We start from the raw sequence: 16,433 nt of genomic DNA on the forward strand, positions 1-16,433 counted from the left end.
CAGAAGTGAAACGCGGTAGCGCCGATGGTAGTGTGGCATTCGCCATGCGAGAGTAGGACACTGCCAGGCACCCAATTAAACGGTGATGTGAAGAATGACGTCACTGGCTGCGAGGATGACACCTCACTGACGCGGCAAACAATTTAGCGAAAGCTAACCGAATGCGGAGCGGTAGTTCAGTCGGTTAGAATACCGGCCTGTCACGCCGGGGGTCGCGGGTTCGAGTCCCGTCCGCTCCGCCACTAATTTGAAGGCCTTCCCCGATTGGGAAGGCCTTTTTGCTATGTGCGATCTTGCCCATAAGTCCCACAGATTTGTACGCAAGAACCAACACAAAGCCCGGTTTAATAACCGGGCTTTTGTATTTTTAGCGCGTTAAACCACCAATATCTGGCTTTTCCCTGCCAAGTAAGAGTGCCAGATAGCCGGTTATTTCCACCATTTTCGGGCTATATCCGAGCCTTATCAGCCATTTGAGCGAGTTTACAGGCGGCCAAATCAGGCTTCTGTCGCCTGCTGACTACAGGGCAGCTCCATATTGACCACCCCCTCTTCCATTTGTATATCGATCTTGAAGCCAAGCCGTTTGGCGAGGTTGACCATGCCGCGATTGCTGGGCATGGTCATGCCGGATAGCTGGCCAATCCCCTGTTCTTTGGCGTAACGGATGATCTTCTCCATCATCAATTTGCCGAGCCCCACCCCTTTCAAGTCCGATCGCACCAGAATGGCAAACTCGGCATCGCTCAGATCCGGGGTCGAGATCGCGCGTACCACGCCGAGGATCTGATCCTGCAGCTCGCCATCTTGCCCCACCGCCACAAAGGCCATCTCCCGGTCGTAATCGATCTGGGTCATGCGAGCCAGCTCTTCATGACCCAGCTCGCCCACATCGGCGAAGAAGCGTTTGTACCTGTCTTCATCGGAGACCTGCAGCACGAACTGCTTGTGAGCCGGTTCATCTTCCGGCCGGATCGGGCGCAGCAGGATATGGCGCTGATCTTTAAGCCAGGCACCCTCTTCCAGCTCGGTAGGATAGGGACGGATCGCCAGTCGGCTGCTGGTCGGGATGGCGGGGTCAGCCAGCGTGAGGCTGGCATCCAGCACCACCATTTCGGCACCGCACGCTTGCAGCGGGTGCAGGTCCAGCTCCTGAATCTCTGGAAAGGCGAGCAATAGCTCGGAGAGCTGGCAAAGCACTTGGCTCAAGGCATCAATATCCAGTCGTTCCGGCGTGGCCTGTTCGCGGATCTTGCGGCTCTTGAGGGCGCCGATGATCTGGTAACGGGCCAGCGCCTGATTGAGCGGCGGTAACGCTGCCACCATCTCCTGCGGTTCCGCACCCGACTCACCCAGCAGAATGACGGGGCCAAAGATGGCGTCTTGCTGGATGCGTACCCGCAGCTCGAGGCCACCGCTGCGGCGAGCCATCCGCTGCACCAGCAAACCTTCAATGCGGGCACCCGGATCGTGTTGTTTGACCCTGTCCAGAATGGCATCTGCAGCTTGCGCCACTTCGGCCGAGGTGCGCAGATTGAGCACCACCCCGTGCACGGCAGACTTGTGCAGGATGTCGGGTGAGCGCAGCTTCACCGCTACCGGATAGCCGATCTGCTCGGCGGTCAGGGTCGCCTCGATGGCGTCGGTGACGATCCAGGTTGACAGGGTCGAGAGACCGGCGGCTTGTAAAATCGGGTGCACCAGATGGGTATCCAATCTTAGCTGTTTGCGCTCCTGCGCTTGGCGGATCAGCTGCTGGCACAGATCGACATTGAGCTGGTTGCCATGCAGGGATGCCGGTGTCTCCATCAACTGCTTCTGGTTGCGGCGGTATTCCACCATGTGCATGAAGGCGGCCATGGCGCTTTCCGGCGTGCGGTAGGTCGGGAAGCCCGCCTCGGTAAAGAGTTTGCGCCCCTCCTGCGCCGAGTATTCGCCCGCCCAGTTGGTGAGGATATTGAAACGGCGCGCTCTGGGATGCTGTTTCAGATGGGCGATAAGATGGCTGGCCAGCGGCGCGCTCGGTGCTGTGAGCGAGGGGGCGTGGATGATCAGGATGGCGTCGATGCCATCCTCCTGCAACACGTTGTCCAGCGCCTCCTGATAGGTGGTGATGGTGGCATCGCTGCCGATATCGAGCGGCGGACGAGCCAGCTTGCCACCCCGCTCCAGCAGTACATCCACTGCCATATTAGCCAGCCCGCGGCCGTTGGAGATGATGGCAAGCCGCTCTCCCTTGAGGGTCATGGAGTGGCTCAAGGTTTCTACCGCGGCAAACAGTTCGTGGGTATCCCGTACCCGCAGCATGCCGGCGCGGCGGATGGCGGCATCATAGACGTTGTCGAGACCGTGGGCCGGTTCGTGGCGCCCGCTTTTCAGCACCAGGATCGGCTTGTTGCGTGAGGCTGCCCGCGCCGCCGAGAGAAAGTGGCGGGCGTCGTGCAACTTGTCCATGTAGATCAAAATGGCGCGGGTGACGCTGTCGCGGGAAAGCTGATCCAGCAGCTGGCCGAAGTCGATGTCGCAGTGATCGCCAAGGGAGATGAAGGCGGAAAAGCCCAGTTCATGCTGCTTGGCCCAATCCAGAATGGTGGTGCTGACGGCTGCGGATTGCGACAGAAAGGCGACCTGTCCCGGCTTGGCGGCAATGGGTGAAAAGCTGGCGTTAATCCCCTGGCCGGGCAGCAGCATCCCCATGCTGTTGGGGCCGAGCAGGCGAATGCCATATTGCTGGCAGACCCGTTTCAGCTCCAGCCGCTCCTCGGGGGAAAAGTCGGCGGCCAGTATGATAGCCGCCCCTGCGCCCTTCTGGCCGAGCGCTTCCAGCAATGGCAAGACTCGCTCCCGCCTGGTGCAGATGATGGCGAGATCCGGGGTCAGCGGCAGGCTGGCAATATCGGGATAGGCCAGCACGCCGGCGATGGACTTGTTGCGCGGGGTGACAGGGAGGATGGGCCCTTTGAACTGGCCCGCCAGTAGGTGGCGCACGATCACATGACCCGCCTTGAGCGGGTCGGTCGAGGCGCCGATCACGGCGATTGAGTGGGGTTTGAACAGCCGATCCAGACCGCTTGCTTTCATGGGCACTCCCGACAAAAGGGGGAAGATACCAGTCTAATACGCCTTTGCTGCGGGTTCTGTGACCGGATCCTGATCACCGTTTGTTGAGGGCATTGGCACGCAGATAAAAGCGCAGTTCGCCCTGCACCCGGCGAATGGCTCCCAGGTGGCGTTCCTGAAGATAGATATCCTGCTCCCGATCTAGCGCCGTGCTGGGCACGCCCATGCTTTGCAGATACTCCTCAAACAGGGTTGAACCCTTGATCTCTACCAGATGCTGTTTCATGGCTCTCCTCCCTGCGCCTTGGCGTGTGTTGATGAACGCCCAGTCTGCGATGACCTGCCGGGTTTGCCTATTGTCACTTTTGACACGAGATTTGACACGAGAGCGCTCACACATCTTTCAGAGAGGGCGCCGTTGAGGCGCTGGCTGGCGTTATAGTATGGCGAGGAGCACGAGGCACGGATGGTGCACAGGATGATCAGAGTCTGGTGGTGGTGCATGGCACTGTGGACGGTTGGCGTATCGGCAGCCGAGCAGCCTATCCGCGCCTGGAATCTGCTGCTGGATCATCCCAACCCCGCCGTCGTCCAGTTGCTGCGCCTCTCCCTCGACCTTACCGTGCCCGAATATGGCCCCTACCAGCTGGTTTCCAGCCCGCAAATGGAACAGGGGCGGGCGGTGAAGGAGCTGCGCAGCGGTGAGCTGGTTCAGGTCGGTGTCTTTGCCCCGGATGGTGAGCGAGAACGGGAGTTGCTGGCAATCCACATTCCGCTGGCCAAGGGGCTGCTGGGATGGCGGGTGTGTCTGGTTCGGCAGGGGGATGAGGGGCGTTTTGCCGCGATCAGATCGTTGGCGGACTGGCATCGCGCCGGGCTCTCCATCGGTCAGCACAGATCCTGGCCAGACACCCAGTTGCTGCGGGCTAACGGCCTCAAGGTGACGGTGGGCAATCTTTATGAGGCGCTCTTCAATATGCTGCGCAAGAAGCGCTTTGACTGCTTCCTGCGATCGGTCATCGAGGTCGAGGATGAGCTAAGGCAGCATCCGGATCTCGTCATCGAGCCCCGTCTGGTGTTTCGCTATCCGCTGGCGCTGCTCTTCTTTGTCTCGCCAAAATATCCGGAGCTGGCCCAGCGCATCGAGCTTGGCCTGCGGCGGGCGCGGCAGTCTGGTGCTTTTGACCGGGTCTTTGAAGAGGGATTTGGCAGCACCATTCGGCGGTTGAAACTGGATGAGCGGGTGCGTCTCGAGCTGCACAACCCCGACTTGCCGCTGCCTAGCCGCATCATGATGGCCGATCCGGCCCTTATCTATAAACCGGTGTCAGCGCAGAGAGCCCTGATTCTGCGCGGTATCCCAGAAGGCGCGGATCAGCGGCTCTTCCAGCCGCTTCTTGAGCACCCCAATCCCCACATCAAATGGCTTGAAGGCGGGTTTGAGGTCGATGATCCGCACCTTGTCGCCGAGCGGGCTGTGGTCGATCACTGCTGCCGGCACCAATCCTACGCCACAACCAAGTGCCACCATGGCGACAATTCCCTCGTTACCCGCCACTTCGGCATAGATGTTGGGCGCTATCCCCTTGTTGCGAAACCACTGATCGCTGCGTTTGCGGGCCAAGCCCTGCTCGGAGAGGATGACTGGCAGCTGCTCCCAGTCCGGCTCGCCCTGACGGAACCACTGGTTCAGCTGGGGGGCATTGCGCGGCGCGATAAAGACCAGCGGCACCAGCTGCAGGCTGGCGAATTCCAGCTTGGCGGGCAGAGCGTCGGGACGGGCGGCGATGGCGAGATCGGCTTCATCGGCCAGGATCTTGTCCACCGCCAGCGCCGGGTCGCCGGTCTCCAGCTTGATCTCCAGCTGGGGATAGCGGCGGCGAAAGCGCTCCAGCACCTCGGGCAGCAGAAAGTAACTGGCAGTGACCGAGCAGAATACCCGCAGCCGTCCCTGCAGCGGTTCATCGCTGCGTTTGAGCTCCTGCTTGAGCTGACGCCACTCCTGCAACAGGCCGCCGCCGAATTCGCGCAGCTTCTCGCCGGCGGGGGTGAGCCGTACCGAGCGGTTGTCCCGCTCGAACAGGATGCAGCCGGTCTCCTGTTCCAGTCGCTGGATGGCGCGGCTCAGGGTGGAGGGGCTGACCGCCATGGCATCGGCACTCTTGCCGAAATGAAGGGAGTCGGCGAGGTGGAGAAACAGCTCGAGATTGCGAAGGTCCATCTTTCAGCTCCTGGCGCGGCTTGTGTGCCCGATACCCAGCGGTTGGTGGCTTGTTTCTGCCATCTCGCGGTACATTCAGCAGGCAATTATGAAGGGTGAGTCTTTCAGTTATTGCAACGTACTGTTTCGAATATATCAGTTCAGGCAATAAGTGTCCCGCGCTATAGTGGTTCAGACAACGCCGCTATCCGGCATGGAATCAATCGAACGGAGCAATCACCATGGCTAACTATTTCAACACCTTGAACCTGCGTCAGCAGTTGGCCCAGCTGGGCAAGTGTCGTTTCATGCAGCGCGAAGAATTCGCGGACGGCTGCAACGTGCTGAAGGGCAAGAAGGTGGTGATTGTGGGCTGTGGTGCCCAGGGTCTGAACCAGGGTCTGAACATGCGTGACTCCGGGCTGGATATCTCCTACGCCCTGCGCAAGGCCGCCATCACCGAGAAGCGTGCCTCCTGGCAGAAAGCTACCGATAACGGCTTCGCGGTCGGCACCTATGAAGAGTTGATCCCGACCGCAGATCTGGTGCTGAACCTGACTCCGGACAAGCAGCACTCCGACGTGGTGAAAACCGTGATGCCGCTGATGAAGCAGGGCGCTGCGCTGGGTTACTCCCACGGCTTCAACGTGGTGGAAGAGGGTCAGCAGATCCGCTCCGACATCACGGTCGTGATGGTGGCGCCCAAGTGCCCGGGTACCGAAGTGCGTGAAGAGTACAAGCGTGGTTTCGGCGTACCGACCCTGATCGCCGTTCACCCGGAAAATGACCCGAAAGGCGAAGGCATGGCCATCGCCAAGGCGTGGGCCTCTGCCACCGGCGGCGACCGTGCCGGGGTACTGGAATCCTCCTTCGTGGCGGAAGTGAAATCCGACCTGATGGGCGAGCAGACCATCCTCTGCGGCATGCTGCAGGCCGGTTCTCTGCTCTGCTACGACAAGCTGGTTGCTGAGGGCACAGACCCGGCCTACGCCGGCAAGCTGATCCAGTTTGGCTGGGAAACCATCACCGAGGCCCTGAAGCAGGGCGGCATCAGCCTGATGATGGATCGCCTCTCCAACCCGGCCAAGCTGCGCGCCTTCGAGCTCTCCGAGCAGCTCAAGACCCTGATGCGCCCGCTGTTCGAGAAGCACATGGACGACATCATCGCCGGTGAGTTCTCCCGCGGCATGATGGCCGACTGGGCCGAAGATGACGTCAAACTGTTCACCTGGCGTGAAGAGACCGGCATGTCTGCTTTCGAAAACGCCCCGGCGTTTGCAGGCAAGATTGCCGAGCAGGAGTACTTCGACAATGGCGTGGTGATGGTGGCCATGGTCAAGGCGGGTGTCGAGCTGGCGTTCGAGACCATGGTGGCTTCCGGTATCTACGAGGAGTCTGCCTACTACGAATCCCTGCACGAGTTGCCGCTGATCGCCAACACCGTTGCCCGCAAGCGTCTGTACGAGATGAACGTGGTCATCTCCGATACCGCCGAGTACGGTAACTACCTGTTCGCCAACGCTGCAGTGCCGTTGCTGCGCGAGCACTTCATGCCAACCCTGAAGGCGGGTGATCTGGGTGCCAGCAAGGCGGAAGGGCAGAGCGTGGATAACCTGGCGCTGCTGGCGGCCAACGAAGCGACCCGTAACCACCCGATCGAGAAAATCGGCCAAGTACTGCGTGGTTATATGAAAGACATGAAACGCATCGCCGTTGGCGGTTAAGCCGGCATCGGGCTGGATGATGAAGGGGCGGGGATGACGATCCCCGTCGCCGGTCGGACTGGACACCCGACCGGCCAGCCAGAACAATCAGCCTGACAGTCATAAAAAAGCCCCGCTCATCGAGCGGGGCTTTTGCATTCAGAAAGGCCGGATAAATCAGGCTTTCCACGCTTTCCAGGTGTTGATCAGACCGTTGGTGGAGCAGTCGTGGCTGGTGACAGCCTCGTTGTTGCCCAGCTCCGGCAGGATCTTGTTGGCCAGCTGTTTGCCCAGCTCCACGCCCCACTGGTCGAAGGAGAAGATGTTCCAGATTGCGCCCTGTACGAAGATCTTGTGTTCATACATGGCGATCAGGGCACCCAGGGTTTTCGGGGTCAGGCTCTTGAACAGGATGGAGTTGGTCGGGCGGTTGCCTTCGAACACCTTGAACGGCACCAGATCCTTGACCTGCTCCAGGGTTTTGCCAGCAGCCAGGAACTCGGCTTCGACCTCTTCCTTGCTCTTGCCGAATGCCAGCGCCTCGGTCTGGGCGAAGAAGTTGGCCAGCAGTTTCGGGTGGTGGTCACCGATCGGGTTGTGGCTGATGGCTGGCGCCAGGAAGTCACAGGGGATCAGCTTGGTGCCCTGATGGATCAGCTGGTAGAAAGCGTGCTGGCCGTTGGTGCCCGGCTCACCCCAGATGATGGGGCCAGTCTGGTAGTCAACCGGCTTGCCGTTGCGATCCACGTACTTGCCGTTGGACTCCATGTTGCCCTGCTGGAAGTAGGCAGGGAAGCGGTGCATGTACTGGTCGTACGGCAGGATGGCTTCGGACTCGGCACCGTAGAAGTTGTTGTACCACAGGCCAATCAGCGCCAGCAGCACCGGTACGTTCTGCTCATAGGAGGCAGTGGCGAAGTGCATGTCCATCTCGAAGGCGCCTTGCAGCAGGGCTTCGAAGTTCTCGAAACCGACGGACAGGGCGATGGGCATACCGATGGCAGACCAGGAGGAGTAGCGGCCGCCAACCCAGTCCCAGAACTCGAACATGTTGTTGGTGTCGATGCCGAACTCGGCCACAGCCTTGCCGTTGGTGGAGAGAGCTGCGAAGTGCTTGGCAACGTGGGCCTTGTCACCGGCGATGTTGATAAACCAGTCGCGGGCGGTCAGGGCGTTGGTCATGGTCTCCTGGGTGGTGAAGGTCTTGGAGGCCACCAGGAACAGGGTGGTTTCCGGATCGATCTTCTTCAGGGTTTCGGCGATGTGGGTGCCATCGACGTTGGAGACGAAGTGCATCTGCAGGTGGTTTTTGTAGGGACGCAGTGCCTCGGTGATCATCACCGGGCCGAGATCGGAACCACCGATACCGATGTTGACCACGTGCTGGATCGCTTTGCCGGTGTAGCCTTTCCACTCGCCGGAGATGATTTTCTCGCAGAAGCCTTTCATCTTGGCCAGTACGGCGTTCACTTCCGGCATCACGTCCTTGCCGTCGCACTCGATGGGGCGGTCGGAGCGGTTGCGCAGGGCCACGTGCAGTACGGAGCGGCCTTCGGTCATGTTGATCTTGTCGCCATTGAACATGGCATCGATCGCGCTGCGAAGATCGGTCTCTTTGGCCAGATCAACCAGCAACTTGAGGGTTTCTTCGGTGATCAGGTTCTTCGAGTAATCAACCAGGATGTCGCCGCCGAAGGTAAGGGAAAACTTGTCAAAGCGCTTCGGGTCCTGCGCGAACAGATCCTTGAGTCGGGTCTCTTTGTTTGCTGCAAAGTGGGCTTCCAGTGCCTGCCAGGCCTGGGTTTGGGTTGGATTGATATTTTTCATAGGATTCCTGAAATGCCAAGTTGTGTTTGAACCTTGCAGGCAAGGTCCCGCCAAACCTTATTATCCGAGCATTATAGCGAGCCGATCGGGCGGCCCGTGTAACAGATTTTTACCGATTGTCTTTTACCGCAATGGGTCACTGCCGGGAGCATACAACCAGAACATTGGGATTATGTGTCACGAAAGCAAGGCGGATCTTGCGCTTGCTCATGATTGGGGCCACCCCGATAGCCTGAAATTGTTTTCATCCGGTTGGCGTGGTTATGCATCGACATGGCCATGGGCTGGGGCCAGAAACGACAATGCCAGCCCGAAGGCTGGCATTGTGGGTTGCTGCTTTACCGCGATCACGCCTGCGTTTTTTGCATGTGCATCACCATCTGCGGGAAGGGGATCTCGATCCCTTCGGCATCAAAGGTCAGTTTCACCTTCTCGTGGAAGTCAAACCAGACCCCCCAGTAATCAGCGGTCTTGACCCACGGGCGCACCACGATATTGACCGAGGAGTCGGCCAGCGCGGCAACGGCGATGGTAGCGGCCGGATCTTTCAGGATGCGCGGCTCTTCGCTTACCAGACGCTCGAGGATCTGTTTGGCCTTGCGCAGGTCAGAGCCGTAGCCGATGCCAAAGGTCATGTCGACGCGGCGGGTATCCATACGCGAGTAGTTGACGATGGTGCCGTTGAGGATGGCGGAGTTCGGTACTACCACCATCTTGTTGTCACCGGAGGTGAGGGTAGTGGTAAAGAGCTGAACGGACTGCACCACACCCGCAGTGCCTGCCACTTCGATAAACTCGCCCGCCTTGATGGGGCGGAAGATGATCAGCAGGAAGCCGGCAGCGAAGTTGGAGAGCGAGCCTTGCAACGCCAGACCGATGGCCAGACCGGCGGCACCGATAATGGCGACGAAGGAGGCGGTCTGCACGCCGACACGGCCCAGCGCGGCGATCACCACGAACACCAGAATGGCGTATTTGAGGATGCTGCCGACGAAGTGGGTGACGGTGGTGTCCAGCTTGCGGGCCTGCATCACCTTGACCACGCCACCGCTGACGAGGTTGGCGGCGATATAGCCGACCAGCAGGGTCAGCAGGGCGGCGGCGATATTAACGCCGTATTCGATCAGCAGTCCCTGATTATTGACCAGCCAGGTCTGCGCTTCGGTAATGATTTCGGGTTCCATAGGATGTCCTGTCAGGTTCTAAAAGGTTTATGGTGGATAAATCTAACACCGCAGCGCGACAGTACGGGTCGCATCTGGTACTTCTTTTCTGCCATAAAAACCTGCCATAAAAAAGAAGGGAGGCCAAAGCCTCCCTTCTTTTTGCTGAATGACGCGAAAAAACCATCAGCTCTGCAGCAGTTGGCTGCGGATAAATTGCCACTGATCTTCGAAACCGGCGGTCGGCTTGAGCTTGAACTCGGAACGGACAAACTGGCTGATACGGCCTTCGGTGTAGGCCAGCAGCAGATTGGCCAGCATGGTCTCGTCGAGCTGGAAGCCTTGACCCTCGCGCAGCCGCTTCTCGCGCAGCACCTGCTTGATCTGGGTCTCCAGCTTGTCAAACAGGATGCTGATGCGATCCCGCAGCCGGTCGTGCTCGCCCAACAGGGCATCGCCGTTGAGGATGCGGGTGATGCCGGGATTGCGCTCGGCGAACACCAGCAGCAGCTGCAGGATGTGGTGGCAGCGCGCCATGGTGTCTTTCTCTTCCGCCATGATCAGATTGACCCGTGACAGCAGGGAATCCTCGATAAAGTCGATCAGCCCCTCGAACATCCGCGCCTTGCTTGGAAAGTGTCGATAGAGGGCTGCTTCAGAGACGCCGACCTCGGCCGCCAGACGGGCCGTGGTGATGCGCTGACCCGGACTGGTTTCCAGCATATGGGCGAGCGCCTGCAGGATCTGATCGCGCCGACTCTGTTTCTGATTACTGCTTGCCATGGATTCCCCTAAAAAAACAATGGCTTGATTCTGTTATTAGGCACCGCCCATCGGGCTGGTGTGGTCTGTTATTGGCGACCAGAAGAACCAAAACCGCCTTCACCCCGTTCGCTCTGATTGAACTCATCGACCAGTTGGAAGCTGGCCTGAACCACCGGCATGATCACCAGCTGGGCGATGCGCTCGCCGGGTTGCATGGTGAACTCATCCTTGCCACGGTTCCAGACCGAGACCATCAGCTGACCCTGGTAATCGGAATCGATCAGTCCGACCAGGTTGCCCAGCACGATGCCGTGCTTATGGCCGAGGCCGGAGCGGGGCAGAATGGTGGCACACAGACCCGGATCCTGGATGTGGATGGCCAGACCGGTCGGCACCAGAGTGGTATCGCCCGGAGCCAGAGTCAGCGGCGCATCCAGCAGGGCGCGCAGATCCATGCCGGCAGAGCCGGGAGTGGCGTAGGCGGGCAGCGGGTACTCGGTACCGATACGGGCATCCAGAATCTTCAGTTCAATTTGTGTAGTCATGAATCGCTTTTTCAGTTGGATCTTGTATTGGCGGCCCTCTTGGCAGGCGGGGCGCCGTGAGTCTTGTTCTTTCGGGACGCTCAGTGCCGGTAGTGGCGTGCAATCAGGGCGATCAGGTGACGGGCCAGCGTCAGCTTGTCGGCCAGCGGCAGCGGGGCCTGGCCCCCTTGCCAGAACACGGTCAGGGCGTTGTCATCGGCGTTGAAGCCTTGCCCCTCACGGGACACATCGTTGGCGGCGATCATGTCCAGCCGCTTACGCTGCAACTTGTCGAGGGCGTATTGTTCCACATCCACGGTTTCGGCGGCAAATCCGACGGTGAAGGGTTTGTCTGAAAGGGCACCAACGGCCGCGATGATGTCGGGATTTTTCACCAGCTTCACCACCATCTGGTCGTTGTCGCCGGTTTTCTTGATCTTCTGGCTGGCCACCTGCTCAGGACGATAGTCGGCTACCGCCGCGCAGCCGATGAAGAGGTCGCACTCGCCGACCCGGCTCATCACCGCCTGATGCATCTGCTCGGCGCTCTCGACATCGACGCGGGTAACACCTGCTGGCGTAGCCAGCGTCACCGGGCCGCTCACCAGCGTCACCTCTGCGCCTGCTTCACGGGCGGCGCGAGCGATGGCGTAGCCCATCTTGCCGGAGCTGTGGTTGCTGATGTAGCGCACCGGATCCAGCGCCTCGCGGGTTGGCCCTGCGGTCAGCAGCAGTTTGACGCCTGCCAGCAAGGGCTCGGCGGCCAGTTGCTGACAGCAGCGATCCACCAGTTCGAGGGGGTCCAGCATCCGCCCCGGGCCCACATCGCCACAGGCCTGGCTGCCGGCATCCGGCCCCCACAGCAGAATGCCGCGGCTGGCCAGGGTCTTGAGGTTGGCCTGGGTCGCTGCGTTGAGATACATCTGCTGGTTCATGGCGGGCGCCAGCGCGATGGGCGCCGGCGTGGCCAGACAGAGGGTGGTCAGCAGTTCGTCGGCCATGCCTGCAGCCATCCGCGCCATCAGGTTGGCGCTGGCGGGGGCGATCAGTACCAGATCGGCCCACTTGGCCAGCTCGATATGGCCCATGCCCGCTTCGGCAGAGGGGTCCAGCAGGCTGTAGGCCACCGGATGACCGGAGACCGCCTGCAGGGTCAGCGGGGTGATGAACTCCTTGGCGGAGCGGGTCATCACCACCCGCACCTCGGCACCCTGATCTTTCAGACGGCGTACCAGCTCGGCACTCTTGTAGGCGGCGATCCCGCCGCTGACACCCAACAGGATGCGTTTATCGGCCAATCTCATCTGCTGTTTCTCTATCCGGCTCACTTTGACTGGTCGGCTAAGATACCACAGGCAGGGGATGACGACAGGGGTTGGCATCAAGGGGTTGTGGCGGGGAACACGCAAATATTTGCTATGTTTTTCCTCAACAGGGAGAGAGGAGAGACAAATGAGCATCAAGGAGTGGCCGGAAGATGAACGCCCCAGAGAGAAGCTGCTGCGACAGGGGCCGACGGTGCTCAGCGATGCCGAGCTGCTCGCCATCTTCCTGCGCACCGGCGTCAATGGCCTGAGTGCGGTCGATCTCTCCCGTAACCTGTTGAATCAGTTCGGATCGCTGCGCAATCTGCTAGGCGCGGATCAGCGCGCTTTCTGCGAGGCACACGGTCTTGGCCCAGCCAAATATGCCCAGTTGCAGGCGGTGCTGGAGATGGCCAAACGCCATCTGGCGCAGCAGCTGCAGCGGGGCGATGCCCTCACCTCACCCCAGCTGACCCGCGACTATCTGCAGGCCCAGCTGCGGGATCGGCCGCGCGAAGTGTTTGCCCTGCTGCTGCTCGACAATCAGCACAGAGTCATTCAATTTGTTGAGCTTTTTTACGGCACAATCGATTCGGCGAGCGTCTGGCCAAGAGAAATCGTGCAGATCGCGCTCAAACATAATGCAGCCGCGGTGATTCTGGCGCATAATCACCCGTCCGGCGTCGCCGAGCCCAGTAGGGCCGACCGCCAGATCACGGATCGGATCACGGCCGCTTTGGCCCTGATCGATATCAGAGTGCTGGATCACTTGGTGATCGGTGACGGCATCACGGTTTCTTTTGCCGAGCGCGGTTGGCTATAACTGTGCTCTGGCACCGTATTAGTTGATCTTTGATCACGGATGCTGTATAAAATGCCGCCTTCTGTTTGCCCCGCAATCGAAGGCCAGCGGGGCAGATATTTGCTCGAGCAATGAAGTAAGATTTGGAGAGACTGACATGTCTAGAGTATGCCAAGTAACCGGCAAGCGCCCGGCAGTTGGTAACAACCGTTCGCACGCTAACAACGCTACCAAGCGTCGTTTCCTGCCGAACCTGCACACTCACCGTTTCTGGGTTGAGAGTGAAAAACGCTTCGTAAGCCTGCGCGTATCCGCAAAAGGCATGCGTATCATCGACAAGCGTGGCGTTGAAGTGGTTCTGGCTGAACTGCGCGCCAGCGGTGTTAAGGTATAAGGAATTAGATCATGGCTAAAGGTATTCGCGAGAAAATTCGCCTGAACTCCAGCGCCGGTACTGGTCACTTCTATACCACTACCAAAAACAAGCGCACCATGCCCGAAAAAATGGAGATCAAAAAGTTTGATCCCGTTGTTCGTCAGCATGTGATCTACAAGGAAGGCAAAATCAAGTAATTACTTGATGCTGCATTCCCAAAAACCCGGCTTCGTGCCGGGTTTTTTTATGCGTCGAATTCAGTACACTGCCGGTTCAAAGGGAGACTTGCCATGTTCAAATTGAGCCGCAAAGGCTGGAATAACGTGATCATCGTGGTGGTGCTGATCGTGATCACCCTGTTGCATCGTATGGAGTTGGCCCAGCAGGAGAATAGCGCCAAGCGGGCTCGCCCCTTGCTGCCTGATGCGGCTGTGGTGCTCACCTGGCAGGGGCCGAGCTGGCAGATTGAGCGGATCGGTCAGGGCTGGCGCAGCGGGCCGGATCTGGGGCTCGACAGCGCGCAGCTGGATGCCCGTCTGGCACGTTGGCAGGGCTGGTTGTTACCCCCCGGTGAAGCGGTACGCGGTGCGCCGGTGACCATCAAGGTGTGGATTGCCGGTCAGAACGATCCGGTCGAGATCGGCCTCTATCAGAATAGCGGTCAGTATGGTGCCCAGCTGCCCTCCGGTCTCTGGCTCGCCCTCACAGCCGAGCAGTATCGCGATCTGCTGCGCCCTGCCCCCTGAGTTCCTTTTCCTTGTGAGGTACCCATGCCTGAATTGCCAGAAGTTGAAGTCAGCCGTCAGGGGATCTCCCCCTGGCTCACCGGTATCAAGGTGACGCGCGTGGTGGTGCGGGATGGCCGCCTGCGCTGGCCGATCCCCGGTGAGATTCAGGAGCTGGTGGACCTCACCATCCATCGGGTGCGCCGCCGTGCCAAATACCTGCTGCTGGAGACCGATTTCGGCACCGCCATCCTCCATCTGGGGATGTCCGGCAGCCTGCGGGTACTGGATATCGGCACCCCGGCCGAGAAGCACGACCATGTGGATATCGAGCTGGAGAATGGCAAGCTGCTGCGGCTAAACGATCCGCGCCGCTTCGGCGCCCTGCTCTGGACCAGGGAACCGGCCGAAGCCCACGCGCTGCTCGCCAAGCTGGGGCCCGAGCCGCTCACCGATGCCTTCAGTGCTGATTACCTGCAGGGGCGTGCCAAGGGGCGCAGCACTGCCATCAAGCAGTTCCTGATGGACAATCAGGTGGTGGTCGGGGTAGGCAACATCTACGCCAACGAGGCGCTCTATGCCGCCGGCATTCACCCCAAACGGGCGGCGGGCAATATCAGCGCCGAGCGGCTGGGAACCCTGGTGGCCGAGATCAAGCGGGTGTTGGCCGAAGCCATCCGGCAGGGCGGCACCACCCTCAAGGATTTCACCAGTGCCGATGGCAAGCCAGGCTATTTCGTGCAGCAGTTGCAGGTCTACGGCCGTGGCGGTCAGCCCTGTTTCCACTGTCACACCCTGCTGACCGAGACAAGAATGGGGCAGCGTACCACGGTTTTTTGCAGTCATTGCCAGCGCTGAGCGTACTTTTTTCCCCGATCCGGGGGAAGTTGTAACAGCATATTTCCAGGCTGTTGAATATTTGCGCAGTCATTACTAGTATCAGCGGCCGTTCAGGCGGTTTGAGAACTAGAAATGACTTTAAAATCAATAGACTGGGAATATTTATCCCGGCAGGAGCGCTATTGCGCAAAATCCATGGCCCGCTTCCTCTACCCCGAGGGATGTGACCGGAAAACCTTCAATCGCGGCAAGTTCGTGCTGCGCAGCCTGCTCTATCGCAAGTCGCTGAGCCGGGTCTTCAGCCTGTTTCAGTGCGACTCGCTCAAGGCACTGCCAGCGGTCTATCCCGAGCTGCTCGACAAGCCTATGCGACCCTATCGCTTCGCCTGTGCCAGCGCCCGTGAGCGGGCCGAGATGCTGGAAAATCACTACCGGTTGCTGCTGGAGTGCTACCCGCAGCTGATCGACCCCCTCTATCTGGGCGAGGGGATCGCGCTGGGGCACTATCCCCAGAGTGGCTGCCGCATTCTGCTGCGCCACGATGGCACCTTCCGCCGCGAGGCCGAGCTGGCGCTCTCCATCGTCAACGGCGAGGGGCAGCGCCTCTACAGCTGCGCCTTTTCGCTGGCGGGTAGCGTGGATCGTTTGATTCTGATGATCGGCTCCATGCAGGGGCCGGAGCCTGCGGTCGACAATGCTCAGGATCGGGTGCGCGAGCTGACCAAAGAGGGACACGGCCTGCGGCCCAAATCCCTGCTGGTGCAGCTGGTGCTGCAACTGGCGCAGAGCATGGGGGCGGCGGAGGTGCTGGCGGTGCGCAAGCGTGCCCACGTGTTTCAGGCTAGGCGCTACAGCAGCAAGCAAAAAGCCAACCTGCAGGCCGATTATGACGAGCTGTGGCAGGAATTCGGCGCCCGGGATGTGGATGCCAACTTCGTCGCCCTGCAAGCCCAGCCGCGCAAGCCGCTGGAGGAGATCGCCTCCAAGAAGCGGGCCATGTACCGGCGCCGCTACGAGTGGCTCGATCTGCTGGTGCAGGAGATGAATGAGCGGTTTGCCCGTCAGTAACCGGCAAGCATGCTGACCTCTCTATAACGAGAAAGATACAACAAGGGCTACCCGTGGGTAGCCCTTGTTCGTTGTT

At 59.9% G+C, this 16,433-nt stretch carries 15 protein-coding genes, 1 tRNA gene and 1 pseudogene; 9 read left to right on the forward strand and 8 right to left on the reverse strand.

Going from position 1 to position 16,433, the window contains the following annotated elements; all coding sequences use genetic code 11:
- Positions 1-165: 165 nt before the first annotated feature.
- Positions 166-242, forward strand: a tRNA-Asp gene (locus G5287_RS19450).
- 256 nt (positions 243-498) lie between these two features.
- Here the strand turns inward: G5287_RS19450 and G5287_RS19455 are convergent.
- Positions 499-3,081, reverse strand: a complete 2,583-nt coding sequence (locus tag G5287_RS19455; protein ID WP_421231754.1) for a GNAT family N-acetyltransferase — start codon at positions 3,079-3,081, stop codon at positions 499-501.
- A gap of 73 nt (positions 3,082-3,154) precedes the next feature.
- Positions 3,155-3,346, reverse strand: a complete 192-nt coding sequence (locus G5287_RS19460; protein ID WP_124930448.1) for a hypothetical protein — start codon at positions 3,344-3,346, stop codon at positions 3,155-3,157.
- Positions 3,347-3,538: 192 nt separating this feature from the next.
- Between G5287_RS19460 and G5287_RS19465 the strand changes: the two are divergent.
- Positions 3,539-4,396: pseudogene (locus G5287_RS19465) on the forward strand (hypothetical protein); the annotation flags it as partial.
- On the opposite strand, the gene ilvY reads toward G5287_RS19465, so the two are convergent.
- Positions 4,388-5,281 carry an HTH-type transcriptional activator IlvY gene (gene ilvY / locus G5287_RS19470; RefSeq protein ID WP_005342097.1) on the reverse strand — a complete coding sequence of 298 codons (894 nt, stop codon included), beginning with the start codon at positions 5,279-5,281 and terminating at the stop codon, positions 4,388-4,390. The pseudogene G5287_RS19465 and the gene ilvY sit on opposite strands and share 9 nt — an antisense overlap.
- A gap of 221 nt (positions 5,282-5,502) precedes the next feature.
- Here ilvY and ilvC point away from each other — a divergent pair, with 221 nt between their 5' ends.
- Complete coding sequence (gene ilvC, locus G5287_RS19475; protein WP_204381472.1) at positions 5,503-6,984, forward strand: ketol-acid reductoisomerase; 1,482 nt, start codon at positions 5,503-5,505, stop codon at positions 6,982-6,984.
- A 156-nt stretch (positions 6,985-7,140) separates the two neighbouring features.
- Here ilvC and pgi read toward each other — a convergent pair whose 3' ends face one another.
- The 5 genes from pgi to coaBC form a co-directional block, all read right to left on the reverse strand.
- Positions 7,141-8,790, reverse strand: coding sequence for a glucose-6-phosphate isomerase (gene pgi, locus G5287_RS19480; RefSeq protein ID WP_005339491.1), 1,650 nt, complete (start codon positions 8,788-8,790; stop codon positions 7,141-7,143).
- 347 nt (positions 8,791-9,137) lie between these two features.
- Positions 9,138-9,974 (reverse strand): mechanosensitive ion channel domain-containing protein, encoded by an 837-nt coding sequence (locus G5287_RS19485; protein ID WP_201959210.1) that lies wholly within the window; start codon positions 9,972-9,974, stop codon positions 9,138-9,140.
- Between the two features lie 165 nt (positions 9,975-10,139).
- Positions 10,140-10,736, reverse strand: a complete 597-nt coding sequence (gene slmA / locus G5287_RS19490) for a nucleoid occlusion factor SlmA (protein WP_005339495.1) — start codon at positions 10,734-10,736, stop codon at positions 10,140-10,142.
- A 68-nt stretch (positions 10,737-10,804) separates the two neighbouring features.
- The gene (gene dut, locus G5287_RS19495; protein WP_005339498.1) at positions 10,805-11,263 is read right to left on the reverse strand and encodes a dUTP diphosphatase; all 459 of its coding nucleotides are present in this window, start codon (positions 11,261-11,263) and stop codon (positions 10,805-10,807) included.
- An 80-nt stretch (positions 11,264-11,343) separates the two neighbouring features.
- Complete coding sequence (coaBC, locus tag G5287_RS19500; RefSeq protein ID WP_005357385.1) at positions 11,344-12,546, reverse strand: bifunctional phosphopantothenoylcysteine decarboxylase/phosphopantothenate--cysteine ligase CoaBC; 1,203 nt, start codon at positions 12,544-12,546, stop codon at positions 11,344-11,346.
- A gap of 148 nt (positions 12,547-12,694) precedes the next feature.
- Between coaBC and radC the strand changes: the two genes are divergently transcribed.
- The 6 genes from radC to G5287_RS19530 all read left to right on the forward strand — a co-directional run bounded on the left by radC (position 12,695) and on the right by G5287_RS19530 (position 16,357).
- Positions 12,695-13,369, forward strand: coding sequence for a RadC family protein (gene radC / locus G5287_RS19505; RefSeq protein ID WP_033113596.1), 675 nt, complete (start codon positions 12,695-12,697; stop codon positions 13,367-13,369).
- A 136-nt stretch (positions 13,370-13,505) separates the two neighbouring features.
- On the forward strand, positions 13,506-13,742 hold the full coding sequence (gene rpmB, locus G5287_RS19510; protein ID WP_005307492.1) for a 50S ribosomal protein L28: 237 nt from the start codon (positions 13,506-13,508) through the stop codon (positions 13,740-13,742).
- 11 nt (positions 13,743-13,753) lie between these two features.
- Complete coding sequence (gene rpmG, locus G5287_RS19515) at positions 13,754-13,921, forward strand: 50S ribosomal protein L33 (RefSeq protein WP_005307500.1); 168 nt, start codon at positions 13,754-13,756, stop codon at positions 13,919-13,921.
- A 93-nt stretch (positions 13,922-14,014) separates the two neighbouring features.
- Positions 14,015-14,470 carry a hypothetical protein gene (locus G5287_RS19520; protein ID WP_216952392.1) on the forward strand — a complete coding sequence of 152 codons (456 nt, stop codon included), beginning with the start codon at positions 14,015-14,017 and terminating at the stop codon, positions 14,468-14,470.
- A 24-nt stretch (positions 14,471-14,494) separates the two neighbouring features.
- On the forward strand, positions 14,495-15,307 hold the full coding sequence (gene mutM / locus G5287_RS19525; RefSeq protein ID WP_005357390.1) for a bifunctional DNA-formamidopyrimidine glycosylase/DNA-(apurinic or apyrimidinic site) lyase: 813 nt from the start codon (positions 14,495-14,497) through the stop codon (positions 15,305-15,307).
- Positions 15,308-15,484: 177 nt separating this feature from the next.
- Positions 15,485-16,357, forward strand: coding sequence for a VirK/YbjX family protein (locus tag G5287_RS19530; RefSeq protein ID WP_216952390.1), 873 nt, complete (start codon positions 15,485-15,487; stop codon positions 16,355-16,357).
- The last annotated feature ends 76 nt before the right edge of the window (positions 16,358-16,433 follow it).

Source organism: Aeromonas sp. 603079 (assembly GCF_049172135.1).
In the GTDB taxonomy this organism is placed as follows: domain Bacteria; phylum Pseudomonadota; class Gammaproteobacteria; order Enterobacterales; family Aeromonadaceae; genus Aeromonas; species Aeromonas veronii.

Coding starts and splice junctions, on each gene's coding strand:
- slmA (WP_005339495.1), bottom strand. CDS start 10,736: ATGGCAAGCAGTAATCAGAAACAGAGTCGGCGCGATCAGATCCTGCAG.
- G5287_RS19455 (WP_421231754.1), bottom strand. CDS start 3,081: ATGAAAGCAAGCGGTCTGGATCGGCTGTTCAAACCCCACTCAATCGCC.
- G5287_RS19460 (WP_124930448.1), bottom strand. CDS start 3,346: ATGAAACAGCATCTGGTAGAGATCAAGGGTTCAACCCTGTTTGAGGAG.
- rpmB (WP_005307492.1), top strand. CDS start 13,506: ATGTCTAGAGTATGCCAAGTAACCGGCAAGCGCCCGGCAGTTGGTAAC.
- pgi (WP_005339491.1), bottom strand. CDS start 8,790: ATGAAAAATATCAATCCAACCCAAACCCAGGCCTGGCAGGCACTGGAA.
- G5287_RS19520 (WP_216952392.1), top strand. CDS start 14,015: ATGTTCAAATTGAGCCGCAAAGGCTGGAATAACGTGATCATCGTGGTG.
- radC (WP_033113596.1), top strand. CDS start 12,695: ATGAGCATCAAGGAGTGGCCGGAAGATGAACGCCCCAGAGAGAAGCTG.
- dut (WP_005339498.1), bottom strand. CDS start 11,263: ATGACTACACAAATTGAACTGAAGATTCTGGATGCCCGTATCGGTACC.
- G5287_RS19485 (WP_201959210.1), bottom strand. CDS start 9,974: ATGGAACCCGAAATCATTACCGAAGCGCAGACCTGGCTGGTCAATAAT.
- coaBC (WP_005357385.1), bottom strand. CDS start 12,546: ATGAGATTGGCCGATAAACGCATCCTGTTGGGTGTCAGCGGCGGGATC.
- ilvC (WP_204381472.1), top strand. CDS start 5,503: ATGGCTAACTATTTCAACACCTTGAACCTGCGTCAGCAGTTGGCCCAG.
- rpmG (WP_005307500.1), top strand. CDS start 13,754: ATGGCTAAAGGTATTCGCGAGAAAATTCGCCTGAACTCCAGCGCCGGT.
- ilvY (WP_005342097.1), bottom strand. CDS start 5,281: ATGGACCTTCGCAATCTCGAGCTGTTTCTCCACCTCGCCGACTCCCTT.
- G5287_RS19530 (WP_216952390.1), top strand. CDS start 15,485: ATGGCCCGCTTCCTCTACCCCGAGGGATGTGACCGGAAAACCTTCAAT.
- mutM (WP_005357390.1), top strand. CDS start 14,495: ATGCCTGAATTGCCAGAAGTTGAAGTCAGCCGTCAGGGGATCTCCCCC.